Raw genomic sequence first — 25,898 nt, 5'->3', positions numbered from 1 at the left:
GAGCCTGGGGCGCATTCCCCGGCCAGTCTGGCGCAGAGTATCTGCCGCCGCGAAAGCCTGTGGGCATGACTGGATTTGAAACGGCTGATGGAATTCTGGTGGCGTTGTTGTGGCGCCCTGTCGCATTGCTTGCAATGCAGCTCGGCGCCCGAACCTCAGCACCGGTCTTGCTGCCGACTTGGAGTCGGCTACGCGCCTCCAATGGCATTGAGGGGGCACAAAAAAACCCCGCACTCCAGAGAAGTGCGGGGTTAAATAGCTGTGTCTCTGCCCTCCCACCAGTTAGGGCAGCAGCGGGGTTCAGACCATCAGAAGTTGTGGCGCACACCCATCGCGAAGGAGCTGAAGTCGTTGCCCGCAGCGGCCACGCCGTAGCTGGCGTTGTTGTTGTTGTTGATGCGGGTGTAGAACGTGTAGATCTTGGTGCGCTTGCTCAGGTTGTAGTTGTAGCCCACTGTGTACTGGGTGGCAGCGCTGTCGGCCACGTTGGTGTACTTGCCGGCACGGCCCACGTTCAGATGGAACTCGGACACGCCCATGATGTAGGCACCCGACAGGCGCACGTTGGTGCGATTGCCGCCGTTGGCGATGAATACGTTCTTGTCGCGCTGCACATAGGCGCCGACCACGAAGGGGCCTGCCGAGTACGAAGCACGCACTGCGAACTGGTTCTGGTCGTCGAGCTTGGAGTACCCAGCGCCCAGGCCCAGCTTGCCGATTTCGTAGTTGGCGGCCAGGTCGAGGCTGTTCTTGCCGCCGGTGCCGCTGACCTGCTCGTGCATGGCCCAGCCAGCTTCGAACGTGGCGCCGCCCAAGCTGGGGGTACGGTAGGCGATCTTGTTCGCGTCACGGGCAGGGTAGGCGTACAGCGCATCCGACGACGAACCGGTGTCGTGGTTGTGGTTGCTGATGAAGTCAGCGGTTGCGTAGTAGGACTCCGACGTGAAGTTACCCAGGCGCACCATACCGAAGCCACCGGAGAGGTTCACTTCGCTTTGGCGACCGAAGAAGGTAGAGCTGGTGGCGCCCGTGCTGGAGTCAAAGCCGCTTTCCAGCTGGAAGCCTGCCTTCAGGCCGCCACCCATGTCTTCTTCACCCTTGAACCCGAAGCGGGAAGAGTTGTTGAACAGGCCGGTCCTGGAGACGTCGCCTTCTTTTTGATGCTCGAACGTGGTGTTGACCCGGCCGTACAGCGTGACGCTGCTCTGGGCCAGCGCAGCGGACGTTCCAATCAGGGCCAGCGCAGCCACGGCGCAGCGGTTAATCGTTTTCATGAGCAAGGTTTCCTTAAATCAAATTTTGTTTGATGACAAATAATCACCGGCCAAAACGCACAGGGGTGATGCTTTCGGGCCGTCGCTACAAGCAAGTTTGATGCCCGCGGTGATGTGATCGTTGCGCTTTGCAACGGAGACGGATGCTAATCGCCGATCTTGATGACCGCCAGAGGGGTAAACACCTTTCGTCCATGGGGATGTTGGTACCGTGCAACATACGCAGAATGCTTATGCGGTGCCCACCAAAGTGGGGCACGCAAAGGCCGTGACTTTCGTACTTGAGAGCGTCTTTGGGTAGCCCAGAGCGGATCTCCGCGTGGAGTGCGTGTGCCTACGCTCACAGCACGGATGGCCCTGGCCTTTTGCGCGCTTTAGAACCTGTTCAAGATCTTTTCGGGGATCGCATTGGAGTGCAATCGGGATGAGTGGATGCTTCGGATGCGCCGCATGGGCTCGTGCCCATGCAAACAGCCGAGGCGTCCAATCGCCCGATTTCACTCCAACCCTTCGGGCAAGGTACTTGTGCGACCCCGAAAAGATCTTGAACAGGTTCTTAGATTGCGTCACCAGCGCCAGAGCGGGCTACCTACACCGCCACGTACACCCCCAGATCACCGTCCACCCGCAGTCCTTCGGTAAACGCCTTCGGGTCGAAACCTTCGTCTGCAAACTTCTTTTGCATCACCGCAGTGGCATCGGCCACCGATGCCGAATCTTTCCATTCGACCCACGTCAGCACATTGAACCGGCCCGGCCCATTCACCTGGGTCAATACGCTGGCGTTCTCACACCCGGGCAAGGATCGCAAGGTGTGCTGCAGGTGCTTCATCTGCGCCACAAACGCATCCAGGGCATCGGCTGGCACGGCGAACTTGTCGATGCGGAAACGGGCGTCCTGGTTTTTGTCGCTGCTGGTGTGGGTCATCTGAAACGCTCCCTTTTTCACAAAAGTGGCCACCGAATATTCGGAGAAAGCGGATCGTAGAAGCTCAGGTTAAGTTGAGGTCAAGCGGTTTTCTGGTGCATGGCGCACGCCGTGTGCTTAGTGCAACCGCCCAGCAAAAAACCCCTGCGCAAACTGCGCAGGGGTTTTGGGGGAGGTGCTTTAATTTTGATAGCTACTAGCGCTTATCCCATAAGCGCTAGAGCCTGTTTTGGCTTGAAATTATCCAAGCCAAGCCCTCAGAACCGATACGTCGAAGTCAACGTATACGTCCGCGCCTGCCCATAGAAACAATCGCCCCGCGCCAGGCACTGGGTGATCTGCACCTTGTCCGTCAGGTTGACCACGTTGAAGGCCACGCGCCAGTCGCCTGCGTCGTAGGCCAGCATGGCGTCGGCGATGGCGGCGGCGGGGGTGCTGATGGCGGTGGTGCCGCTCCATTGCGATCCGATGTAGCGCACGCCGGCGCCCACTGTCCAGCCGCCGCGGCCTTCGCTGGCGAAGCGGTGGCTCAGCCAGGCAGATGCCGTGTGTTTGGGCACGCTGGACACGGGCATGCCTTGGTCGCCGGTGTTGCTGCGGGCTATTTTTGCGTCGGTAAACGCGTAGCCCACGGTGAAGTCCCACTGGCGGGCCAGGCTGGCCTGCATTTCGGCTTCAAAGCCGTTGACCTTGACCTCGCCGATCTGCAGGCTGTTGAGCGGGTTGCCCGGGTCGGTCGTCTTGCGGTTCTTTTCGCGCAGGGTGTAGACGGCAGCAAAGGCGCTGATGCCCTGGCCGGGTGGCTGCCACTTCACGCCCGCCTCCCACTGCTCGCCGCGCTGGGGCTTGAAGGCCGTGCCGTATGCGTCCACACCGCCCAGGGGCTGGAACGATTCGGAGTAGCCCGCATACGGCGCCCAGCCGCCATCCATTTGGTAGGTGACGCCTGCGCGTTTGGTCCAGGCCTTGTCGTCCACGGCGGCTGCGGGGCGGCTTTCGGTGTTGGTCTGGGCACTGTCGTGGCGCAGGCCCAGCGTGGCCGTCCACTGGCCCCACTTGATCTGGTCCTGGGCATAAAAGCCCAGCTGCTTTTGCACCACGTTGGGCTGGCGCACCAGCTGCGACGCGGTGGGTGGGGTGAAGTTGCCGTACACGGGGTTGTACACATCAATGGCAGGCGTCACCGCGCGCCACGACCGCTGGCCGGTGTGGTTGCGTTGCACGTCCAGGCCCGCCAGCAGGGTGTGTTCTGTGGCGCCTGCCTTGAGTTTGCCTTCCAGCTGCGTGTCGACCAGCAGCATGCGGCCGGTGTTGATCTGCCACCCGGCGTCACGCAGCACGGTGCGGTTGTCCGCGTTGAACACAGGGCGGGCAGGGCGGCCGAGCGCAGCGTTGGCGGTAAAGCTGGTGTACATGCTGCGGTAGTCCACGTCTGTCACGGTGCGTCGCAGGTTTTGGCGCACGGTCCAGTCGCCGTTCAGCCGGTGGCTGAAGAGGTAGCCCCATGAGTTGTTGGTGGTGTTGAACGCGTCCCAGCCGGGTTCGCTGATGAAGGTGGATCGCGGGATCTGGCCGTAGGGGCTGGGCAGCCTTGTGCCCTGCCAGGGGAAGAATCCTGTGGTCAAGCCGCCGTCGTCCTTTTGGTGCAGCGCTTGCAGCGTCAGGGAGGTGTCGGCATTGGGTTTCCAGGTCAGCGAGGGCGCAAACACCAGGCGGTCATCGTCCACATGGTCTACCTGGGTGCCGCTGTTGCGGCCCACGGCCACCAGGCGGTACAGCCACTGGCCGTCTTTGTCGAGCGCGCCGGTCAGGTCCGCAGAGATTTGCTTGCGCGCGTGGTTGCCCACTTGCACCTGCACTTCGCGCAGCGTTTCGGCCTGGGGTCGTTTGCTGGTGAGGTTGAGCACACCGCCCACGCTGCCCTGGCCGTACAACACCGAGGTGGGACCGCGCAGAAACTCCACACGCTCCAGCGTGTACGGGTCGGGGCGGCTGGTGTTGTAGGTGCCGTAGACGCGCAGCAGGCCATCCTGGTATTGACTCACGCTGCCGCCGCGTGCGCTGAAACCGTCCGTGCGGCTGTCGAAATAGTTGGACACGGCGCCTGCTGTGTACGCCGTGACCTGCTGCAGCGTTTGCACGCCCTGCGCTTCCATCTGGTCGCGTGTGATCACGCTGATGGCCTGCGGGGTTTCGATGAGCGGCGTGTCGGTCTTGGACGCGGAGAGCGCACGTTTGGCGACAAAGCCGGTGACCGGGGCGGTCGGTGATTCGTTGTCAGCCCCCGCGCTGACGGTGACGGGTGCCAGCGCTTTTTCGGCCGTGGGGGCAGGGGTTGCAGGGGCGGTTTGCGCATGCGCTGCGCCGCACAGGGCCAGCAGTGCGGCGTGTGCGATGGCAGTGCGGCAGAGGGTGGTGCCGGGGATCATGGTGTGGCCTTGTCGAAGGTGAAAAAAGGAAGGAGAGGAGCAAGCGGCGCGCAGGGACCGGGCGGGCGAGGAGCGCTGTGCCCGTGATGCCCTTGGTGCCCGTGTTACCTGCGTTGCCCGTGTTGCGCGCCGCGCTGTCAGAAGCTGTAGTCCAGCGAAACCTGCACCGATCGCGGCTGGCCGGGCGTGACGGCGCCAAAGCCCGCGGCAGTTGTGGTGCCGTCCAGGTAGTAGCGCCGGTTGGCCGCGTTCTTCAGGTTCACCTGCATGCGCACGCCACCCGCAAACTGGTAGCCCGCCGCCAGGTCGACCACCGTGTAGCCTGGCACCCGCCACCTGTTGTCGTTGGCCGTGAACTTGTCGCCCTGGTGCACCAGGCCGCCGCCAATCCACAGGCCAGGCAGCTGAGGCAGGCGGTACTGCGTCCACAGCGATGCCGTGCGGCGCGTGGCCAGCCCGACGCGGTTGCCCACGTTGGCACCCGCCGTGGTGTCCGACAGCACCTTGGGGTCTTGAAAACTGGCCTGGGCCGTCACCGTCCAGCCCGGTGTGATGCGGCCCTGCAGCTCCAGCTCCACGCCCTTGACGCGCTGGCGCGCGGTCAGCACCGAGTAGCCCGGGTGTTGTGGGTCGGTGGCGGGGGCATTGGTCAGTTCCAGGTCAAAGGCCGATACGGTGGTCAGCAGGCGCTGGTTCAGCCATTCCTGCTTCCAGCCCACTTCCAGTTGTTTGCCTTCGGACGGCGGCGCGGCGCGGTCGCCCCAGATCAGCGTGCCCGAGTTGGCCTGGAACGAGCGTGCGTAGCTGGCGTACACCATGCTGCCCGGGCGCACTTCCCAGCTCAGTGCGGCGCTGGGCTGGGTCTGGCTCAGGTCGGTGACGGGCACGGTGTAGGCGTCCTTGAACTTGTCATGGCGCAGGCCGAGCAGCAGGGCAAAGTCACCCAGCGCCAAGCGGTCCTGCACAAACACGCCGGTGTTGCGGGCGTCGGACGACAGCCGCCCCACGGCGGTGGAGGCCACGGGTGGCACTAGGCCTGCGACGGGGTTGTAGAGGTCGATAGCGCCCAGGTTGCCCGTGGTGCGCGCGCCATAGAAGCCCGCAATGGCGCGCCAGTCCAGGCCTGCCAGCACCGTGTGCTTGACCGCGCCGATTTGTAGCTGAGCGCGCAGTTCGGCCAGGGCCGTGTCCGACTTGTATTTTTGCCCCGGCGCCATCCAGTAGCCGCGCGTTACGCGGCCGTTGGTCACCGGGCCCATGGGCGACACGATGTTCACATTACGAAAGGTTTCGTTGTGCGACAGGTGCACGCGGCCTTCCAACTGGTCAGAAAAGCGGTGCTGCAGTTCGGTGGAATAAAAGCGCAGGTGGCCGTCGGTGTTCAGCCACGGTTCGCCGTAAAACGCGCCCACGGGCAGCACGTCGGCACTGCGGGGGTTCTTGGGGTCGGGCACGGCCAGGCCCGAGGTGGAGGTGCCGTCGGCGCTCTGGGTTTCGGCCTGTGCGCGCCAGACGGTGTTGGGCGTGAGCTGCCATTCCAGACTGCCCGCAATGCCTTGCTTGTGCGGCGTGTTGCCATCCACAAAGCTGCCGCCCCGGCTGGCAGCGCCGTCCAGCCGGTAGCGCAGTGCGCCGTCTGCGGTCAGCGGGCCCGTCAGGTCGAACTCGGCGCTGCGCAAGCCGTCGCTGCCTGCACCGATCTTCACGGTGCGCAGGGGTTCGGCCTGGGGGCGCTTGCTCACATAGTTGACGAGGCCGCCGGGGGCGACCTGGCCAAACTCCAGCGCGGCAGGGCCCTTGATGACTTCCACGCGTTCGATGTTGAACAGCGGCGGGTCCATCAGGTGGACAAACTTGGCGCCATCGCGCAGAAAGTTGAAGGTGTTGTTGGCCCACAGCCCCCGGATGGAGAACTGCGAGTACGAGCCGTAATACTCGCTGCGCGTGGACACCCCCGACGCATTGCGCAGCACATCACGCTCGGTGGTGGCCATCTGCTGCTCCAGCAGCGCGTTGTCGATCACGCTGACCGAACGCGGCGTCTCCAGCACCGACAGGCCCAGGCGCGAGCTGCTCTGGGCGCGCCGCGCGGGCGTGGCTGCGGCGCCTGCGGTGGAATCCACCACATCCACCTGGCGCAGCGAGGGGGCGGGGGCTGCCGTGTCGTCGGCGGTGCTGGTCTGCGCCTGGGCGGCGCCGTAGGCAACCAGCAGAACAGCTTGCGCAATGGCAGTGCGCAGGGGGCGGTGGTGGTTCATGATGCTATGTTTTCAGTAGCTAAAGGCCTATATTTGGCAAGCGCTACAGTGGTTTTATGCACACAATTCGTGTGCAGGACGGTCCAACAGGCCCATGACACAGGGCGTGGCACGGGTGAGGGGGCTGACGTGGCGGGCTGGCCCGTCGACCGTCCGACGGGTTGGCTGGCTGGATGACTAACTGACCGATTAAAGGGCCGCTGTGGCCCGGACGGGGCTGCGGCTTGAATGGCCTGCGCCCCGTCGATTCGTTTAGTGGCCCTTCGGTGGCTCGGGCAGCGGTGGCGATGCCATGCCTTCGGCCAGCACAAACGTCAGTGTGGTCACGTAGCTGGCTTCGCCGTATTTCTCGCCCTGGGCCGTTGTGCCTTCGGTCTTGTCGGTGTGCTTCACCTCGGCCACGTACTGGCCCTTCCACGGCGTGACAAAGGTGACGGTGCCGTCTTCACCCGCCTCGGCTTCGCGCGTCCAGCCGGAGGGGGCGGCCAGTTGCACCTTGGCCTTGGGCACGGGCGCGCCCTTGTAGACCACCTTCAGCTCACCGGGTTTGCCGGTGGGCACCAGGTCCAGCGGGGCGGTGGGCGCCACGGGTTTGGCCAGGCCTGCCACCCAGCGGGCCGACGGTTGCCAAACCATGGCAGGCAGGTTGCGTTTGCTGCGGTCGATCAGCGGGTAAAGGGGTGCGGCAAACAGCGTGTCGGGTGTACCGGTGGTGGTGTAGGCAAAGGCGTCCTTGCCCAACTTGCCTTCCACGCGCTGCGCGGTGGTGCCAGCCACTTGTTCCAGCACGGGCACGCCCTTGAACTTGTCCAGAGCGCCCGGCGAGCTTTCGCGCAGGTTTTCATTGAACTCGCCAAAGTGCAAGCGCGCCTGGCCGCCTGCGTTTTCAAGCCAGACCTGGTGGGCGCTGGCGGTGGTGACGGCGGTGAGCGAGGCGCACGCGATCAGCGTGGCCAGCAAGGCGGTCTTTGGGTGCGAGGTCGATGGCATGGAGGTTTTCCTTTCGGTGGTTTCAACAAAATTCAAGAGCACAGGCGGCGCCACACCCCCGCCTGTGCAAGAGTGTGTTACTCACTTATTGATAGCTATCAGCGCTTTATGAATAAGCGCTAGAGGGCTTTTTGACTCAAAATTCTCGGTGTGGCGTGGTGTCGCCCACTGCCAGGCGGTCGGATGGGTTCAGATCGGATCGGCCGTTAAAAATCCACGCTCACACTCAGCGACAGCGTGCGCGGCGCACCCACCACCAGGTAGCCCGAGCCGGGGTAGCCGCCCACCGAGGCCCAGTAGTTGCGGTTGGTCAGGTTGTCGATGCGTGCGCGCAGCGTGACGAGCTTGCCTTGCACTTCGGTCAGGTAGCGGGCGCCCACGTCCAGCCGGTTCCAGCCAGGCACGCGCAGGGTGTTGGTGGCGTTGGCGTAGCTGGCGCCGGTGTGCACCAGGCGGCCATCCACAGCCAGGCCGGGCACGCCGGGCACATCCCATTCGGCGCCCAGATTGGCCTGCAGCTTGGGCACGCCAATCACACGCTGGCCGTCGGTGGCCGGCGCCCCCGTGGTCAGCTGCTTGGCATCCAGCCAGGTCAGGCCGCCCAGCACGCGCAGGCCTTTGATGGCCTCGCCCTGCACGGCCAGTTCCACGCCCTGGTGGCGGTCTTTGCCGCTGGTGCTGAAGATGTTGGCGGCGTTCAAAAACGCGCGCGGCTTGGTGGTGGAGAACAGCGCCACGCTGCCACCCACGCGGCCTGCGTCAAACTTGATGCCCACTTCCTTTTGCTTGGAGACGTAGGGCTCCAGCATCACGCCGCGGTTGGCGGCGGTGCCGGGTGCCGTCTGGCCCTGGCTCAGGCCTTCCACGTAGTTGGCATACATCGACAGGCCCTTGTCCACCTTGTACACAGCCGCCAGCAGCGGGCTGGTGCGGCTTTGGTCGTAGCGGTCGGTCTGCAGCGCCGTGCCGTAGGCGTAGTTGGCGATTTCCATCTTTTGGTGGCGCAGGCCGACGGTGAAGAGCAGGCGGTTGTCCAGCAGCGACATGGTGTCGCCGAAGGCAAAGCTAGAGAGGCGCGTGCTGCCGGTGCGCAGTGGGTTGGCCAGATCACCGCCCCGGAATGCACCCGCGCTGAACGCTGGCAAGGGAGAGGCTGTTGGGTTGTAAAGATTGGTGGTTTGCGTGTTGGCAAAGTCCATCGCATACGCGTTCTTCTTGTCAGCGCTGAAGTGCGATGCCACGGCCACCCATTCATGCCCCACGCTGCCGGTTTGCAACTTGCCGCGCAGACCCAGCTCGCCGGTGTTGACCGTGTCCTTGCGGGTGTTGTCGAAACGGTAGGTGGTGGCTGCGCCGGTGGTGGCGTTGGTAACAATCAGGTTGGCCAGCGAGTTGGCTTCGGAGCCGCGGCGTGCCCCGCCTGCGGCCCAGGCTGTCACGTGGGTGTTGATGTCCCATTCGCCGCGCAGCGTGCCGAAGGTGTCGCGCTCGTTCGAATACGACCAGGGCTGTGCAAAGTTCGTCTGGTTGTCGGGCGCGCTGGGTACGGCGGTCAGGCGAGCCACGTCCACGTTGGTGCGGGTGCGCGACAGCTTGTGGTCCTGATAGCCGATGTCGCCCGACAGGCGCACATCACGGCTGCGCCAGTCCAGCCCCACGGCCAGCAGGCCCAGCTTGCTGTCTTCATCGTCCACTGCAGTGCCGCCATTGCGGGCCGCGGCGTTCACGCGGATGCCGGTGTTGCCATCGGGGCCAAAGCGCCGGGCGATGTCGGCTGCCACCTGCGTCTGGCCGCCGCTGGCCACGCCAAAGGTCACGCGGTTCAGCGGCTCGTTGGGCGCGCGCTTGGGCAGCAGGTTGATGCTGCCGCCCAGGCCGCCGCCATTGGGGCTGGCACCGTTCAAAAAGGCCGATGCGCCGCGCAGCACTTCGACGCGCTCGAACAGTTCGGTGGCGATGTACTGGCGCGGGAGCAGGCTGTACAGGCCGTTGTAAGCGGTGTCGTCCGAATCGAGGATGAAACCGCGAATGAAGAACGCCTCCTGAAAATTGCCAAAGCCACGCGCCACGCGCACCGTGGGGTCGTTCTGCAGCACATCGCCCACGCTGCGGGCATGGCGGTCCTGAATCAGTTCGTTGGTGTAACTGGTGATGGAAAACGGTGTGTCCAGCGCGTCCTTGGTGCCCAGAATGCCCGCGCGGCCGCCGCGTGCCACCTGGCCGCCGGGGTACGCGGGCGACAGGCCTTGCGCCGATGCATCGGCGCTGGCGTTGACTGTGACGGTGGACAGCGTCTTGCCAGCTTCGGCCGGGGCAGCGGTTGTCTGCGCCAGCGCAACCGGTGCCGCCAGCGCAAACATCACCGCAACGGCGACGGCCGCAGGCGTGGCCGCAAAGCGGGGGTGTGATGGGCAGTGCGTGGATGCGCGCAGAGGTGTAGCGTGGTTCATGGTGTGGAGGAGTTTCAGTTTTTTAAAGGGACGTGGAGCGGGCGCTGGCGCGTGGCTCTGCGGTGTCTGCAAGGTCGGTCACTGTCGGCTGATGTCGGGTTGCAGTGGCTGAGGTGGCGGGACGCCGCCACGCGAACCAGCCCATCACCGCCACCGGAACGCCCAGACCCAGCCACGACCACCAGTCGCCCCAGGTGTCGGACACCAGTGCGGTGATGAGACCGGTGGTGGTCAGCACCCCCATGGCGATGGGCCAGCCCCAAAGCGCGAGGAAGGGGCGGGGATTGCTCATGGCGTGACCTCCGTGCGACCCATAGCGTCGGCGGTGCGTGTTGCTGCGCGGGCTGCAACGTCAAGTTCGCCGGGAATGTGGTTGGCGTTTGCGTTGCTGCCCTGCACCCCCTTGCGCAGCCACAGGTACAAGCCGCTGCCCAGCACGATGAGGGTGGCAATGTCCAGCAGCGCCCAGAGGATCTTCATCGGCATGCCGCCGTAGTCGCCAAAGTGCAGCGGCTGCGACACCAGCAGTGCGGTCAGGTACCACGGCAGCTGCGGCGCTGCGGTGACCTGGGCCGTGCGCGCATCCACCATCACGGGCTGCAGCAGGCGCGATGTCAGGGGCTCGTTGCCCTTCAAAAAGAATGTGTTGTGGTGCGGGCTAGAAAACGCAGTACCGGGGAACGCAATGAACGACAGCTTGGTGCCCGGCGCGTGGGCCTGCGCGGCCTCCATCGCCTGCTGCAGCGGGCCGCGCTCGGCCACGGGCACGGTGGGCTGGCCTTCGTACGGCTTGAGCAGCACGCTTAGCTGGTCGTACTGCCAATACTTGATCATCAGGTCGGCCCAGGTGTTGATCATGCCCGTGCCCCCCACCACAAAGGCCCACACCAGCGTGACGACGCCCAGCAGGTTGTGCAGGTCCAGCCACTTCACGCGCGTGGACCGGTCGCGCCGCACATCGCCAAACGCCAGCTTGCGCATGAACGGCGCATACAGCACCACCCCGGTGACGATGGCCACCAGCAGCAGCAAACCCATGAACCCGAGGAACAGCTTGCCCGGCAGCCCTGCAAACAGGTCCACGTGCAGGCGGAACATCACATACATGAAGCCCTCGTCCACAGGGCGGCGCGACAGCACTTCGGTAGTGCGCGCATCCACGGCAATCGACTTGAAATCCTCGGTGGGCGCCGGAGTAGGCGTGAGCGTGACGAACCACACATTGGCATCGTCGTCGGACTGCGATGCGAACTGCACCACGCGCTCCGGGTGCAGTGCGTGCGCGGCGGCCAGCACCTGGTCCAGGCTGGCGCGCGGCGTGTCGGCCGGCATGGCGGGCGACTCGACCTCGGTGCCCAGCAGGTGGCCGATTTCATGGTGAAAGATCAGCGGCAGGCCGGTCAGGCACAGCAGCAGCATGAAAACGGTGCACACCAGGCTGGACCACTTGTGGGTCCACGACCAGCGGCGCAGGGCGGTGGGGCTCATGGTTTCGACAAAGTTGGATTGCGCGCTGCCTGCGCGCACGCCCAGCCCCTGCACGGTGCGCACGCGCACAGCCACAGCAAAGGCGCCACAGCGGTGGCAAGAGAAGGGGCAAAAGAAGTCAAGCCAGGCAACCCGGAAACGTCGGAAGAGGGACGGTGAGTGCTGGCTGCAGCCGCGCAAAGAGAGCGGGCCGTGGCTTGCGGATACGTAAGTTTACATTGCAAATAGGAATGATTCCGTTTTGCGGCGTTATGAGTGTGTCGCATGCACAACGCTGAAGGGCGGACTCGGCTGTGGGCATGTTTTGTGCACGCGCCCCTCCATCCATGGGGGCACCCGCGCCCCCCAGCCCTGCAAAACCTCAATCCCCATGCTTATCGCCCAGCTGTCGGACATCCATGTGCGCCCTCGGGGGCAGCTCTACAAAGGCGTGGTCGACTCGAACGCGCTGTTGGCCCAGGCCATTGCTCACCTGCATGCTCTGGACCGCGCACCCGATCTGGTGCTTATCTCCGGCGACCTGGTGGACGAAGGCCAGCCCGAGGAATACGCCATGGCGGCTGAGCTGTTGCACACCCTGCAACTGCCTTACCGCCTGATGCCTGGCAACCACGACCACCGTGCGCCATTCCTGGCCACGTTTGGGGCCACCCACCCCTATCTGCCCGCGCACGGACCGCTGCACTACTGTGTGGACGATTTCCCGGTGCGCATCGTTGCGCTCGACTCATGCCCGCCGGGCGAGCACCATGGCCACATCGACAGCGACGGGCTTCGCTGGCTGCAACACACGTTGTCGGCAGATCCGCTCAAACCCACCATCGTGCTGCTGCACCACCCGCCGTTTGAAAGCGGCATTTCGTATCTGGACGACTATCGCTATATCGACGCAGAGCCGCTGGCGGCCGTCATCCGGCAGTTCCAGCACATCGAGGCCGTGCTGTGCGGCCATGTGCACCGGACCATGGTGCGGCGCTGGGCGGGCACCGTGGTGGTGGCGTGCCCCAGCACGGCGACCGAGATCGCTCTGCAGTTGGCGCCTGGTGCGGTGCCCCAGTCGTTTCTGGGGCCACCCGCGTGTTTGCTGCACCTTTGGAATCCTCAGCAAGGCCTGGTCAGCCACGTGAGCTACACGGGGCGGTACCCAGGGCCTTACCCATTTTCTTGACGTGCGGGTTCAATACCTTGCCTTGAGCGCCACCGTCACGCGGCGCGGCTCGCCGTAGAAGTTTTGGCGGCCAACGCTAGACACCTTCTCGTAGTAGGTCTTGTCCAGCAAGTTGTCCACCGACAGGTTCACCGACAGGTGGTCGTTGATCTGGTAGCCCACTTGGGCGTTGAGCAGCGCGTAATCGCCCGAGGTGATGCGCAGCGCGCCGCTTTGTGAATAAAACTCGCTGCGGTACGACACACCGCCGCCGATGCTGAAGCCGCGCAGTGCAGGCGATGTGAATGCGTAGCGGGTGAACAGGTTCACGCTGTGGCGTGGCGTGATGGGGCTGAACACCTGGCCTTGTTGCGCCACGGGCGCCCGGAGGTAGCTCGTGTCGTTGTAGGCGTAGCCGGCCACGACATCCCAGCCGGGCATGGGCTGGCCGCTCACTTCAGCCTCAAAACCCTGCGACCGCACTTTGCCACCGGCGATAGACGCATTCGTCACCACCGGGTCGGCGATGGCGCGGTTCTCGTCAATGATGCAGAACAGCGCTGCATGGGCCTGCAGCCGCTTTTGCAGAAACTCGCCCTTCACGCCCAGTTCCACCTGCTTGCCGGTGCGCGGGTCGAGCAACTGCTTGGCAGCGTCCAGCTGGCTTTGCACCACGAAGGTCTCGGCATAGCTGGCATAGGCGGTGTACTGCGGATGGAAGTCCCACATCAGCGCCACTGACGGCACGAACTGACGACCTGGGTCTGCCGATGCGGTGACTGCACCCGTGCTGGTGCTGCGCGTCACGACCTCGGCCCACGACAGGCGCCCGCCCGCCAGCAGCTTGACGGTGTCGGTCAGCCCGATCTGGGCCTGCCCGTACAGCGCGTTCTCGCGCCGTGTGACGAGAGAGGTGAAGCCCGGCAGCCGGATGTCGGGGTAGGCCAGGTCGTAGTTGGGTTGCAGCAGGTTGAACGGCAGGCTCGGGCCGTACGCGTAGTTGCCGTCCCAGGTCTTGCCTTCGTTGTGGCTGGCGCCCACCAGCAGCTTGTGGGTGCGGCCTGCCACCTGCACCGGCGTGGCCAGGAACAGGTCGTAGTTGCGCGTGTGCACACGGAAGTCGCCGTCCACCGTCTCCATGGTGAAGCTGCCGTTGGCAGCCAGGGCGCTGTTGGAGCGGGCTGAGCGGTAGAACGCGGTGCGGTCGATGTCCCGCGCAGACAGGCGCACCAGGCCGCCGCCGTCCAGACGATGCTCCAGCTCTGCGAAGACGTCGTTGGTCTCCAGGTCTTGCCGGTTGATGCGCAGGCCGGCGAAGGCGCTGCGCGGCAGGTCGGCCAGGCGGCCATCGGCATACGTGGGCAGGCCTTGGTCGATGGCGGCGCGCACGCGCTGCTGCGCAGCACCCACCGACAGGGTGGTGGACGGGGCAATGTCCCATTCCAGCGTGCCGTAGCCCAGCCGCTTGTTGTTGAACAGCGTGTCGATGTGGCTGTCACGGTCTTCCACCACGGCCACGGCGCGCGCGCGAATCGTGCCCTCGGCATTGAGGCCACCGCCCACGTCCACCGTGCCGCGGCGCAGGCCGAACGAGCCTACCGCCGCATCGGCACCAATCGCCAGCTTGGCGGGTGCGCGCTTGCGCACCAGGTTCACCGTGCCGCCGGGTTCGCTCGCGCCCTGCAGCAGCCCGGCCGGGCCGCGCAGCACTTCGAGGCGGTCGTACATGGCCGTGTCCAGCGTGCTGTAGTTGCCTTGCGGAATGGGCACGCCGTCCAGCTGGATGGAGCCCAGGTCGAACCCGCGCGACTGGAACGAGTTGTAGTTGCCCGCGCCGTCAAGCCGTGTCACCGTCATGCCGGTGCTGAGCTTGATGGCGTCCTCCACCTTGGTCACATTGCGATCGTCCAGTTGCTGGCGGGTGATGACGCTGATCGACTGCGGCGTTTCACGCGGCGACTGCACCAGCTTGCCCACGCTCACCTCCCTGGCGGTGTACTGGCCCGATCCCTCAGTGGCCTGGCCTTCGGCGCCGTCGGTCACCTTGACCTCGGGCAGCGAGGCATTGGGGGCCGCGCCGGTTTGTTGTGCCTGGGCGCTGGTCAGCGTGGCCAGCAGTGCGGCCGCAACGGCCAGGGGGTGCAATCGCATGGTGATTTCTCCTCGGGGTTTTGTATTTGCTATAGTTTTAATAGCTAATAGCGATTATGGATAAAGCGCTAGAGGCCAAAAAGACTTAAATTTTTGGAGCGCTGGCCGGGCGGCACTGGCCGGGCATCAAAACGTCCCGCGCAGCGTGACCGTGACCGTGCGCGGATCAGCCCAGTGCACGCCGTTGTAAAAACCGACGCGGTTGTAGTAGTGCTTGTTGAGCAGGTTGTCCACGTTGACGCTGGCGGTGAGTTGGTCGCTGATGCGGTAGCTCGCCATCAGGCTGCCAAGCACCACGCCGCCTTGGTCGATGCGCGAGGTGACGGTGCCTGCGGCGGCGCCGCTGGCGTTCAGCGTGCCGTTGGGGCGCAGAGCGGTGTTCCAGAAGCTGCTTTGCCAGTTGATGCCGCCGCCCACCGTCCAGCGTTGACCGTCGCCAAACTTGTAGGTGCTGAACACGCGCAGCAGGTTGCGGGGGATGACGGTGTTGTTGGCCACGCCCAAGGCCGTGCGCGAACGCGTGTGGCTGTAGCCCGCCGACAGGTTCCACTGGCGCGTGATCTGGCCCGACGCCTCGAACTCCAACCCGTCAACCTTGTTACCCTTGCCGGTGGCGCGGTAGGCCTGCACACCGCCGGGTAGCGAGTTGGGCGCCACCGAATCATCGATCTCGGCCACGTTGTCCTTGGTGCTTTTGAAGACTGCCGCCGACACGTTCATGCGCTTGTCAAAAACCTCGCCCTTGATGCCTGCTTCCACACTCTTGCCGACCACGGGGTCGAGGATGTTGTTGGCAGCGTCGCGATAGTTCTGGGGCTGAAAGATGTCGGTATAGGCGCCGTACAAAGTCCATTGCGGCGCGATGTCGTACAGCACGCCGGCATAGGGCGTGAAGATGCCGCTGTTGCGGTAGCCGGATGTGGAGGTCAGTGCACCGGTCGCGGCGTAGGCGTTGGTGGTGGTCTCGTATTCGCTATAGCGCACGCCCAGAATCACCTTGAGCGGGTCGGTGATGTGCAGGCGCGTGGCGGCGTAGCCCGCCTTTTGTGTGATGGTGCCGATGCTGGTGGGCACGGCCCCGATGGTGGTCGGGAAGATCGGCACGTTGCCGGTCCAGGTGCGCCAATCCGGGATCACGCCGTAGCCCGCGGGCACGGCGCCGTTGGTGACCCGCAGGCTGTCCGTGGTGCGCTTGTTCTGTCCCCAGCCAAACACCACATCGTGGCGGCGGCCAAAGGCGTCGAACTTGCCATCCAGGTTGACGTCGACCACGTTCATGGCTTCTTCGATGGGGAAGCGGCCATAGGCCACCGTGATGCCGCTGCCATCGGGCCGCGGGTTGCCGCCGTAGCCAAAGTACAGGTGGCCGTCCTGTTCGCGTGCGCTGTGGGTGAACGCGGCGCGCATACGCCAGTCGGTGTTGAAACGGTGCTCCAGCGTGGCCGTGGTTTTGTTCTCCACCATGTTCCACGACGCCCAGGGCGTGGACAGGTTCTGGTTGTAGGGCATGTTGGCGGGCGTGCCGTCGGCGTTCCAATACAGCACGGTGCCCCAGGTCGATCCGCGCGGGTCGGATTTCTGGCGCTCGTAGCCCAGCGATACCGTGGTGTCCGGGCCGACGTCGGCCTCGACGATGCCGTACAGCGCATCCAGCTGCTGCGAGTAGAACGGCCGGAACGAGTCGGCTTTTTGCTGCGCGGCCACAAACCGCCCGCGGATCTTGCCGTCAAAGGCCAGCGGCCCGCTCAGGTCGATCTCGCCGCGGCGCAGGCCGTAGGTGCCCAGCCGCACCGCCGCGCTGCCCTGGAACTGCATGGTGGGGCGCTTGCGCACCTGGTTGATGGTGGCCGATGGGTCGCCCGCCCCGGTGGTCAGGCCGGTGGCGCCGCGCACCACCTCAATGCGGTCATACACCACGTTGTCGCCATTGGTCTTGAGTGAACCCCCGAAGGTGTTCAGCATGCCGTCGACCTGGAAGTTAGTGATGTTGTAGCCGCGTGCGCTGTAGGCAACGCGCTCGCTGTCGTTATAGGTCGCGTACACGCCGGTCGTGGCCTGCATGGTTTGCGACAGCGTTTGCAAACCCTGTTCTTCCATGCGCTCGCGCGTGATGATGGACAGCGACTGCGGCGTCTCACGCGGCTTCAGTCCGAGTTTGGTGGCGCTGGAGAGCGGTGCGGTGGTGGTGTACGAGCCGGTGCCTTCCGTGGTCGAGTCGTGTTCGCCGCTGACGGTCACTTCCTTCAGCACCGTGGGTGCGGTTTGGCTCTGCGTGTTGGCCTGCTGCGCATGGGCCAGGCTGGTGCAGACCACAAGCGCGGCTGCTGCGAGGGGGGTTAGGTGGTTTTGGCGGCGGTGCATGTCATTCACTCCCTGGCGTGCGGTTTGTTAGCGTCTTTTTTTCGGCCATGGCTAGCGCTGTGCGGGCAGACGCAGGCGGTCGAAAAGACAAAGAAAAACGTAGGCGGCGAGTGCAGGACACGCAGCCAACGGGCAGTGCCGCGCATTGGCGCGGCGCGGAGTGTCAGAACACTCCGGTATGGACGTTGGCTGGCAGAAAGACAGAAGCTGGGTGAAGGGAGTTGAGATAAACAAACCCAAAACGTCGCGATAAATCGGGATTTAAGGGGATGTTGGGGGATGGGGTGAAACGGGCCGCTGTAACTTGATTGCATTGGGTGAAACCCAAGCGGCCCCCAGAAGCTAGACCATCAGCTGCATCTGGTCGTCGCGAGTCTGTCTGGCGAGGCGAGCCTTTACCCGGCTGATGAGCTTGCGCATGCCGCGTTCACCCATGCCGTACTTTAGCGCCAGCTCGCCGTAGTTGTCGCCGTTGAAATGGCGATAGATCTCGACCTCCATCAGGGACAGCTTGCGGCGCTGGTCCTTGGGGATGTTGATCAGTTGACCACCCCAGTGGTCGGCGATGTGATCTGCAAGCGCATTGGCCATGACATTGGCTGCTGTTTCCGCCAAGCCATATTCCTCAAGACGCTTCTCAACGAAGGCCACGAGGTCCTCGAATAGCTCGTTCCGCCGCTCTGCCATCCTGGACTCTGGGTTCAGCATGTGACCTCCTTGGCTTTGAGAACAGCCAAATTGGCATGGATCGGGCGTCCTAGCGCGCCCATGAAGCATTCCCAAGCCCACCAGTGCTTGTCGAAGCCCTCGCCCTCGATCAAATACAGTTCCGCACGTTGGGCGAGCTCGATCTGCCGTTCTGATAAGGGCGCAGCTCGGCGGGCCTCCATCAGTTCTTGGCGCAGCGCCGCCACGGCGGCGGGCAGGAACCGCATGGCCCACTTCTTGAGGGTCTCGATCAAGGTGTCAGTGACACTGCTACGCACCCAGCGAAGGTCATCGACCTTGGCGATCCGCTTCACATATGCAGCCAGGGCACGCTCCGAGGGATCGTTCACAACACCAAGCGCATGCAAGAACAGCCACAACGCCCGCACCTTGCTGGTATCGGGGTTGATGGTTTGGGTGCGGTCCCCGGCCTTTGGACGCACCTGGAAGCCCTTGGTCTTGAGGTGTTCCAAAACATCCACCATGCTTGGAACGCCCATCGTCGTGAGTGACTCGGACTTTCCAATGGAAAGCAGGATGGACCGATACGTCGGCTCATCCAGGCCATGCTTCTGGCCGAGTTCGCGCTTTGCCACGTGGATCAGCTTGATCAGTGAGGCGCGGCGGTTGTTGGCGGGTGCTTTGGCTGTAGTCATAAACGGGTGTTCCAGGTGGCTCACCAGAGCCCCCAAGCAGGGGCTCCAGAAAACCGGCTGGATCAGTTCAGCGCTTCCTTGAACGCCTTGCCAGGCGTGAACTTGGGCGCCTTGCTGGCCTTGATCTTGACCGGATCGCCCGTGCGCGGATTGCGGCCAACGCGTGCCGAGCGCTTCGTCACCGTGAACGAGCCAAAGCCCACCAACGTGACAGAGCCGCCCTTCTTCAGCGTGCCCTTGATGGCCTCGGTTGCCGCGTCCAGGGCGGCGCCCGCTGCGGTCTTGGAGATACCGGCCTGGTCGGCCATGCGTTCGATCAAATCAGACTTGTTCATGAATTACTTTCTAGGGTTGAGGAAACCGGTGGAGCGGCACCGGGGACCGGATCGGGCAGTGACTGGAGGAAACGCTCCCGACCTGCGGTAGTTGATGGATGGCTCGGGCACACACCGCAAATCCCACCGGCCTGACGCGCCCCAAGGCGGCCGGTGCGCGTGTGAATCACCCTGCGACCAGCGTCACGTCTTCGTACCCAACCACTGGAACCTCGGCTGCTGTTATCAGGATGCCAAGCGCATCGAGCGGCGGCCAGCCTTCGTGCTGGGCTTCGAGGACGGCCTTGGTCCAGTAGTCGTCTCCTTTGGCTTTAGGGCCAAAAGAGGCTCCACCGTCTCCCATGAAGAAGGAAATCGTGGCTGCGCCAAAGAGGCGGATGACGGCACGCACAACATCGCCATCCGCTTGTTGAAGCCGATCAGCCGCGTCGGACCAAAAATCATTGATCAGCGTGGCCAACTCAGGCGTCAGCACGTCGTGATCAACCTGTAGGGTGATCTCGGCATCGCTGAACCAGTCGGCGGAAACGCGATAGGTTTTCACATTGCTCATGCCGCTCCGCCTTCCTGGCCCACCTGCACACAACCCAGGTCCTGGGCCGTGGCCAAGCGAACCGTCGCGGCGGCACTGCGCACCCAGCCATTGCCCAATTCCTCGGCCTGGTGTTGGATACCGGCAGCGCGTGCGCGAGCGGAACTGCGCGCAGCCACCAGGGATTGCGCGGTGCGGCGCTTGTGGCGAGGGCCAGCGAAGAAGCCCACGACCCACTTCTTCACATCCTTGTCCGCCCAATAGGCGTTGGCTTGAGCTTGGGTCTGGATCACGATGCGCCTCCCTGGAAGCTCAAGGCAAGCCGGGCCAGACCCAGCGCTAGATCGTCCTTCTCGTGCCCAGTAAGCAACCCTCCCACGCTGTGCACGCTTAGGTACTCACGGAAAGCCTTCACTGCGTCGCCGGACGCCTCCTGTATTTCCCCGGCGGCCGAAGCATTGCTCGTGAGCAGTGCCGCTGCCGTCCGCAAGAGCATGCGCGTCCGCACTTCGCTGCCAGCGTCGCCACCATCAGCCAGGTGCACCAGCCACTCAGCGCACCGAGCAGCTTCTCGGGCGTCCTCCACCGTCCCAAGAGGCCGGGGAAAGCCGAAGGCAGCAACCCGCACCACAACGTTGTTCGCCGCATGGGTCCAGCTGCTCGTCTGATCGCTGGGCAGCTTGGACCAGGGCTTGATTTCCCAGCCCATCACGCGGTTCATGTTCTTGGCGTAGGAGGCATAGGCCCCCATGCCCTGCCGTTCCATAGTCTCGGGGGCGCTCATACCGCCACCATGTCCAAAGCAATGGGGACATAGCGGTCCGTGTCGCCCAAGCGCTCGTAGAGCCGCACGTACTGCTTGGTGCCGATCACCTGCACCGACTCGCTGATGGCCTTCATAGCCTCCTGCCAGCGCGGGTCGCCGATCTCCAGGCGGCGCAGGCCCAGGATGCGGCCCACGTTGAGATTGCCCTCTTTATCGGTCTGGAACGCCTGCTGCACCAGCACCATGATCTCTGGGCGGCTTCCCTTGGCCCACTCGTTGATGCACTCGTCGATCAGGGTCTTGGCGGCCTGCAGGCGCTCGTCGAAGGTGACGTTCTCCGCCGTGGCGATCTGCAGCTTGAAGGCGCCGTCGTAGGTTGGCAGCGTGACATTGCCCTTGGCGCCGCCGCGCTTCACGCCGTACTGCTCGGCGCTCAGTTCAACGAAGGCGGCGACATCGCCGAACATCTTGGACTTGCCTGCAACCAGGCGCGCATTCAGGTCTTTCGCCAGCGCCACCAGTTCGCGCACCAGACGGTCGCGCTCCTGGTCAATGGGCTTCACCAGTTCAAGGGGAACAAGGTGGCCCTGCGCGTTGCGCATGTAGCCATCGGGTACTGTGGATTGATTCATGGGGAAGCTCCTTTCAGTGGATGGGTGCGCCAGCGGGCGCGGTTTGAGGGGCGGACGACGCCTTCAGAAACTCGCCCGCGAGACCGGCGAGGGCCATGGCAACGTCGCCCCTTGCTTCGGAAGGAAGCGACTCCGCGTGATGGCAATAGAGGGAGATCAATGCCTGCATCACTACGGTGGTACGTAGCGGCGTCTTCGGCCGGAGCACCTTCTCGACGATCTCGTTTGCCAGGAGCTGGGATTGCTCCTGAAACTGGGCTGGCGTGATGGAAGTCAGGCTCTCATGAGATACGGTTTTCATGGTTGCTCCTGTTAGCACCGAAAGCCCACGCTGGGGCAGGCACGGAAATCCAGCGAGCCGGGGCGCAGCGCCGGGCCGCAGGGCGGCGTGTAGGTCCCCTGCATCACATTGACGCGGCGCGGCAGCGCCACAGGGTTTGACTGCGCCGCTGCGCGGTCAGCCTGCGCTTGGGCTTTGCGCTGTGCCTCGGTGGGCGCACTGCAAAGGCGTGCGTTGCCCTGCCGCTCAAAGATCACGCGGCCATCCAGAGCCAGGTAGTTCAAGCGCTTGCGCAAGGCCACCAGTGAGGCATTTGTCAGCGGCTTGCCCGGGTACACGTCGCTGTGCAGTTCATCAAGGCTCAAAGCGCGGGCAGAACCGGCCAGGTGGGCGATGATGAAATCGTTCAGCGCCGCGCGGGTAAGGGTTTGGTTTTGGGTCAGATTCATGGCTTTCAGCCTTTCTTTTTTGCTAACAACTCGGCCACCTTGGCGCGCACGTCCGAGGTCATCGGTGCCGCCTTCTGGCTGCGGGCGTCGATCTCGGCCAGGGCCGGGTCTTTGTCGCCGTAGACCACCTGCAGGGCCTCGCCGATGGGCAGCGTTTGCCCGCGCACTTGCACCGTGTCGCGCTGCGGTGTAACGCGGCGCTCCAGCTCGCGCTGCGCTTCTTGCTCGCCCTCGGTCCTGTCGGACTTGCGCATGAGCACGCTGTACAGGTAGCCGTTGCCAGTCAACGGCACCGCAAGGGTTCCTTTATCCACAGCGGTAAACACCGCAGCAAAGGCTCCCTTCCAGTCGTCAACCGACACCAGCCAACTGCGCCCATTGCGCTCGATGGCATTGCGCTGCACATCTGGCACCAGCTCGGCCAGCAGGCGGGCGACCTTGTCCATGCGAAGCTGCTGCTTGAGCGGCTTATGCAGGCGCAGGTAGCGCACCACGATGCCGCCCAAGGGGAAGGACGCAGTCAGCACGTCAGCGATCAGGCGGCGCACCGTGTCGTCGTCGATCATCCGCAGCAGCAACGCGTCCAGGCTTTCCTCCGCACCACAGCTGGGGCAGGTGTTGATGAACAACGCAGCCATCAGAGCAGACCCCCGTGTTGTGGCTGCGAAGGCGCGGAAGCGGGCCGGGCGATGCGCCCCATCTCGGAGCGAAAGCCCAGACACATCTGCTGCCCAAGCTCCATGCCCGCAAGGTGGGCGCTGTCGAGCTGCTTGTCGGCGGGCAACTGCGCCACCACCGCCACCAAGGCGAACAGAGCGGCCAGGAGCGCGACGGCGAGCCAGACCACCAGCCAGGTCATCGGGTGGCGGCGCTTCATGCAGCCTCCACGTCGATGGCTACAGCGTCTGGGAACAAGCGGCGGGCGCGAGCAACGGCCTCGAAAGCGTCCTCGTACTTGTCCTCGTGGTGGCCTTGACTGCCATCCGACATCGTGAACGTGATGCGGTAGAGGTGCATCATTCCGCCCTCGCCGCTGCAGCGATCAACGCTCCGGTCACTTTGGGCGCACCGATCTTCACTGCCTCGTTCAGGGCCGCGCTCACCAGGTTGTTTACCGCCAATGGGTGGCACAGCGACTCGCTGCGAGTCTTGCGCTCTCCACGGTGTACATCGATCACGCTGTGGCGCAGCCGGTTGCGAATCTCATCCGCCACATCCGACGCGAACAGCGCGTCATATTCCATGTCCACGCGCTTGAGCTTGTGGCGCAGGTACGCCTCCACGTGGTTGTCAATTGCTGGCAGGTGCACAACCTCGCACCGCTGCACAACCTCCCGCACCTCGGGGTTCTTTTCCGACAGCTTGCCGTCGAGTTCGGTCTGGCCCACAAGGATGATCGCCAGCAGCTTCTTGAAGCCGTCCTGCAGCTCGTAAAAGCGCTTGAGGTGCTTGAGCGTCGGCACCGCCAAGGCATGGGCCTCTTCGATGATCAGCACATGCTTGCGGCCGATCTGGGCGCTCGACCGCAGCGCGTTGTGCATCTGGGCGGCGCGGTCGCCATGGTTGGCACGCAGTGTGGCGCCGGGCGCCACAGCGCGAATCACCGACCCGGTAATGTCCGTAGACCGCAGCGGGCGGCCATCCCGTTCGTTGGCGGCCATTCCAATCACATACGGCTCGATCACCGTGATGGGCTCGCCACTGGTGTTGATCCATTCCGCCAAGTCCTGGCGCAGCGTGCTCTTGCCACCGCCCGACTCTGCCACCACCGCCAGCATGCCGCCATGCTTGGCCGTCTGGCGCATCGCAGAGCGAACATACCGAATGTCATCGCTGACAAAAACATCGGCTTCGCACGCCATTTCATCGGTGAATGGGTCGCGCGCTATCTTGAAGTGCGCACGGGCCTCTCGGTTGATCGTGTACTTGCGTAGTAGCATGAAGGGGTCCTCTTCTTGGTTGTTGCCGGGCTGTGGGCCGGAGTGAGTGGCTTTCGCCATCGCCTGCAGCTCCGCGTTGGCGCGCGGTGCTGCAGGTGCTTCGTCAAAGGTCCTTGCCAGCCGTTCAGCAGGCAAGCCCTTGGCTGTGAGATACGCGGTGATCCGCTGTTTGAGAAGCACTTCGCTCAGGCCGCGCGTTGCGGGCCATATCTGGTACTTCACGATCTGGGTGACCGCAGCACGCGAAATGCCGATGTGGCGCGCGAGCTGCGACTGGTTACTGCCCACATAGGCGAGGTCTTGCGGCAAATTCATCATTGCGGACACCTCACACTGAGCGCAGGCCACCAGCGGCGCGCATGGGTTGATCGGCCGCAGGCGCGGTGAACTGCGCAATCAGCGCGTCTATCTGGTCCTCGGGCACACCATCGGCATAGCGTTGCATGAAGAATGCGTTCTGGTCAGGCGTAAGCCGCTGCTTGGTGGCAGCAACGATGCGCAGCATCGCGTCAGTGGCTTCCAGCATTGAAGGCGCAGCGGTTGCCGATTGAGGCGTGGCAATCTCGGTACCAGCGCGCGGCAGATAGGTAGGCAGCTCCACGTCGTGCAAATAGCTGTGTGCCTTGAGCTTTCCTTCGAACGGCGTGGCCCGCTTCTGCCGGGCCTTCTTCACTTCGTCTGCCGATAAACCAGGGAACGCGGCACCATCCATCGTGGCGGCGGCCTGTTCGGCCTCGGTCCTGGGCGCAGACTTGTACTCCGCGCCAATCTCTGCGGCGGCTTCGAGCTGGCCGAACTGGTCAAAGCCCTGCACCGGCTCCACACGGTAGGTCAGCATCTCGCCGTCGTAGCGCGGCACCTGCACCTGCACAGCGCAGTCGCCATACACCAAGCCTCGCACCAGCACCGTGTCGCCCACATTGATGCCATCAAAGCCACGCAGGCTGTAAGCCATCGTGCGGCCCGCAGCCGGATGCCGGAAGGTGAACGACTGATCGCCCCCCACCTTGCGCTCCTCCTCTTTGCTGCGCATAAATGCTTGGCAAACCTCCAATGGCGGCAGCACGCGCAGTTGCCCGGACGTGATCAGCTGCCACAGATCGAACCGGGCAACCGGCGCAACCAGGCCGGGGCGGCGCAAGCGCGTGTCCTGGCCGGGAATCAGATTGGCGTTGTACGCATTCGCCCAGGAAAACGCGGCCGCGTTGAGCTGCTCCACACTGTCCACCGGTTCAAACTTCAGGCGGCTCTCGAACTGGGTTTCAACAATGTTGTTGCCGTTTTCAACACCACCCTTGGCGCGAGAGTTCCCCGCTTCATGCGTCAGGTGCTTCACGCCCAGGGCATCCAGCAGAGACTTGATCGCCTCCGACTGGTTAGCGCTCCCCTTGTCCCACAGCAAGTGGTACGGCACGCCATGCACAGGGCGCCCACCTTGCAGGCCCCACGCAAACATCAGAAACCGAAACAGGTTGTGCTGGTTTTCCCCCGCCGCTTCGCAATACCAAGGGATCAACGAGGCCGACGCCCGGTCATAGCAGACGTACCGGTACACCTTGAACTTGAGCTGGGCGATCTTGTCCAGCTTGTTCTTGTAGAACTCGTCATCGCGAATGATGTACTGGCGCCCCTTGAGGTAGTACACGAGGCACAGCGACGGGTCCACCTGGTGCGTGTGGTTCGGGAAAGGCGCCCGCAAAGCCTGCACAGGCGCAGCCACCCGCTGCGCCGCCACATTCAGCTTGCGGTCGCGCATCAAGCGATTGAGGTGCCCGTTGGTCACGCCGAAGGCATAGCCGTTCTGCTCCAGCAAACCCCGTGCCGTGGTCGTGAACAGCGTCTGCTTGTCGTTCTCCCGCACCGCCTCGCGCTGCGCCGCGCCCAAGGTCACCAGCACCTCTGTCGAAACACTGGTGCTGCCCTTGTCGCTGCGCGCCTTACGGCCCGACGACCAGCCCGCAACCGCCTTCAAGTGCCGATACACCGTCTGCACCGACAACCCCAGGAAGTCGCCCGCATCGCGCACCATGGCCGTGCCGTTGCCATGCTCGGCATCGCCCAGGCGGCGCGCAAGCTGGCGCACGTAGTCGCAGGCTTCGGGGGAAAGTGCGGCCATGTCGTCGC

General features: G+C 64.1%; 25 protein-coding genes. 1 reads left to right on the top strand and 24 read right to left on the bottom strand.

The genetic code is table 11. From position 1 onward, the window contains the following. Positions 1-308: 308 nt before the first annotated feature. The 8 genes from ACK41V_RS09145 to ACK41V_RS09110 form a co-directional block, all read right to left on the bottom strand. The gene (locus ACK41V_RS09145; RefSeq protein WP_409780941.1) at positions 309-1,274 is read right to left on the bottom strand and encodes a porin; all 966 of its coding nucleotides are present in this window, start codon (positions 1,272-1,274) and stop codon (positions 309-311) included. A gap of 589 nt (positions 1,275-1,863) precedes the next feature. After that, a complete protein-coding gene (locus tag ACK41V_RS09140) occupies positions 1,864-2,202 on the bottom strand; it encodes an antibiotic biosynthesis monooxygenase (RefSeq protein WP_409780939.1) in 339 nt (112 codons plus the stop codon). Positions 2,203-2,459: 257 nt separating this feature from the next. Continuing rightward, on the bottom strand, positions 2,460-4,631 hold the full coding sequence (locus ACK41V_RS09135; RefSeq protein WP_409780935.1) for a TonB-dependent siderophore receptor: 2,172 nt from the start codon (positions 4,629-4,631) through the stop codon (positions 2,460-2,462). Positions 4,632-4,768: 137 nt separating this feature from the next. After that, positions 4,769-6,889, bottom strand: coding sequence for a TonB-dependent siderophore receptor (locus ACK41V_RS09130; RefSeq protein WP_409780933.1), 2,121 nt, complete (start codon positions 6,887-6,889; stop codon positions 4,769-4,771). A 252-nt stretch (positions 6,890-7,141) separates the two neighbouring features. Beyond that, the gene (locus ACK41V_RS09125; protein WP_409780930.1) at positions 7,142-7,879 is read right to left on the bottom strand and encodes a TonB-dependent receptor; all 738 of its coding nucleotides are present in this window, start codon (positions 7,877-7,879) and stop codon (positions 7,142-7,144) included. Between the two features lie 206 nt (positions 7,880-8,085). Further along, entirely contained in the window at positions 8,086-10,329 is a 2,244-nt protein-coding gene (locus ACK41V_RS09120) for a TonB-dependent receptor (protein WP_409780927.1), read from the bottom strand. A 22-nt stretch (positions 10,330-10,351) separates the two neighbouring features. After that, complete coding sequence (locus tag ACK41V_RS09115; protein WP_409780925.1) at positions 10,352-10,621, bottom strand: hypothetical protein; 270 nt, start codon at positions 10,619-10,621, stop codon at positions 10,352-10,354. Further along, positions 10,618-11,817, bottom strand: coding sequence for a PepSY-associated TM helix domain-containing protein (locus tag ACK41V_RS09110; RefSeq protein WP_409780976.1), 1,200 nt, complete (start codon positions 11,815-11,817; stop codon positions 10,618-10,620). Before ACK41V_RS09110 ends, ACK41V_RS09115 begins: the two co-directional genes overlap by 4 nt. A 370-nt stretch (positions 11,818-12,187) precedes the next feature. Between ACK41V_RS09110 and ACK41V_RS09105 the strand changes: the two genes are divergently transcribed. Next, a complete protein-coding gene (locus tag ACK41V_RS09105; protein ID WP_409780922.1) occupies positions 12,188-12,985 on the top strand; it encodes a phosphodiesterase in 798 nt (265 codons plus the stop codon). Positions 12,986-12,994: 9 nt separating this feature from the next. Here the strand turns inward: ACK41V_RS09105 and ACK41V_RS09100 are convergent, their stop codons facing one another. From ACK41V_RS09100 to ACK41V_RS09025, 16 genes are all read right to left on the bottom strand, one after another. Then, entirely contained in the window at positions 12,995-15,115 is a 2,121-nt protein-coding gene (locus tag ACK41V_RS09100) for a TonB-dependent siderophore receptor (protein WP_409780920.1), read from the bottom strand. A gap of 126 nt (positions 15,116-15,241) precedes the next feature. Next, positions 15,242-17,476: a TonB-dependent siderophore receptor gene (locus ACK41V_RS09095; protein ID WP_409780917.1), complete on the bottom strand. Its 2,235-nt coding sequence runs from the start codon at positions 17,474-17,476 to the stop codon at positions 15,242-15,244. A 342-nt stretch (positions 17,477-17,818) separates the two neighbouring features. After that, entirely contained in the window at positions 17,819-18,184 is a 366-nt protein-coding gene (locus ACK41V_RS09090) for a Mor transcription activator family protein (RefSeq protein WP_226444439.1), read from the bottom strand. Next, positions 18,178-18,840: a gp16 family protein gene (locus ACK41V_RS09085; protein WP_409780914.1), complete on the bottom strand. Its 663-nt coding sequence runs from the start codon at positions 18,838-18,840 to the stop codon at positions 18,178-18,180. Before ACK41V_RS09085 ends, ACK41V_RS09090 begins: the two co-directional genes overlap by 7 nt. Before the next feature lie 62 nt (positions 18,841-18,902). Further along, positions 18,903-19,175, bottom strand: coding sequence for an HU family DNA-binding protein (locus ACK41V_RS09080; protein ID WP_409780911.1), 273 nt, complete (start codon positions 19,173-19,175; stop codon positions 18,903-18,905). 166 nt (positions 19,176-19,341) lie between these two features. Continuing rightward, entirely contained in the window at positions 19,342-19,728 is a 387-nt protein-coding gene (locus ACK41V_RS09075) for a DUF2528 family protein (RefSeq protein ID WP_409780908.1), read from the bottom strand. Next, positions 19,725-20,000, bottom strand: a complete 276-nt coding sequence (locus tag ACK41V_RS09070; protein ID WP_409780906.1) for a hypothetical protein — start codon at positions 19,998-20,000, stop codon at positions 19,725-19,727. The genes ACK41V_RS09075 and ACK41V_RS09070 overlap by 4 nt, the downstream gene beginning before the upstream one ends. Then, on the bottom strand, positions 19,997-20,491 hold the full coding sequence (locus ACK41V_RS09065) for a hypothetical protein (RefSeq protein ID WP_409780903.1): 495 nt from the start codon (positions 20,489-20,491) through the stop codon (positions 19,997-19,999). Before ACK41V_RS09065 ends, ACK41V_RS09070 begins: the two co-directional genes overlap by 4 nt. After that, positions 20,488-21,105, bottom strand: coding sequence for a DUF3164 family protein (locus tag ACK41V_RS09060; protein ID WP_409780900.1), 618 nt, complete (start codon positions 21,103-21,105; stop codon positions 20,488-20,490). The genes ACK41V_RS09065 and ACK41V_RS09060 overlap by 4 nt, the downstream gene beginning before the upstream one ends. Positions 21,106-21,118: 13 nt before the next feature. After that, positions 21,119-21,406, bottom strand: coding sequence for a hypothetical protein (locus tag ACK41V_RS09055; protein WP_409780897.1), 288 nt, complete (start codon positions 21,404-21,406; stop codon positions 21,119-21,121). Positions 21,407-21,417: 11 nt separating this feature from the next. After that, on the bottom strand, positions 21,418-21,834 hold the full coding sequence (locus ACK41V_RS09050; RefSeq protein ID WP_409780894.1) for a hypothetical protein: 417 nt from the start codon (positions 21,832-21,834) through the stop codon (positions 21,418-21,420). 5 nt (positions 21,835-21,839) lie between these two features. Beyond that, positions 21,840-22,472: a hypothetical protein gene (locus ACK41V_RS09045; RefSeq protein WP_409780891.1), complete on the bottom strand. Its 633-nt coding sequence runs from the start codon at positions 22,470-22,472 to the stop codon at positions 21,840-21,842. Then, on the bottom strand, positions 22,472-22,711 hold the full coding sequence (locus ACK41V_RS09040) for a hypothetical protein (RefSeq protein ID WP_409780888.1): 240 nt from the start codon (positions 22,709-22,711) through the stop codon (positions 22,472-22,474). Before ACK41V_RS09040 ends, ACK41V_RS09045 begins: the two co-directional genes overlap by 1 nt. Further along, positions 22,708-22,854 (bottom strand): hypothetical protein, encoded by a 147-nt coding sequence (locus tag ACK41V_RS09035; protein ID WP_409780886.1) that lies wholly within the window; start codon positions 22,852-22,854, stop codon positions 22,708-22,710. Before ACK41V_RS09035 ends, ACK41V_RS09040 begins: the two co-directional genes overlap by 4 nt. Beyond that, the gene (locus ACK41V_RS09030) at positions 22,851-24,089 is read right to left on the bottom strand and encodes an ExeA family protein (RefSeq protein WP_409780883.1); all 1,239 of its coding nucleotides are present in this window, start codon (positions 24,087-24,089) and stop codon (positions 22,851-22,853) included. Before ACK41V_RS09030 ends, ACK41V_RS09035 begins: the two co-directional genes overlap by 4 nt. 13 nt (positions 24,090-24,102) lie before the next feature. Then, positions 24,103-25,890, bottom strand: a complete 1,788-nt coding sequence (locus ACK41V_RS09025; protein ID WP_409780881.1) for an integrase — start codon at positions 25,888-25,890, stop codon at positions 24,103-24,105. Between the last annotated feature and the right edge of the window lie 8 nt (positions 25,891-25,898).

The sequence above is a fragment of the Acidovorax sp. genome, assembly GCF_046291265.1.
Classification (GTDB): domain Bacteria; phylum Pseudomonadota; class Gammaproteobacteria; order Burkholderiales; family Burkholderiaceae_C; genus Acidovorax.
The sequence above is the reverse complement of the archived record's forward strand: the minus strand, read 5'-3'. Positions and strand labels throughout refer to the sequence as shown.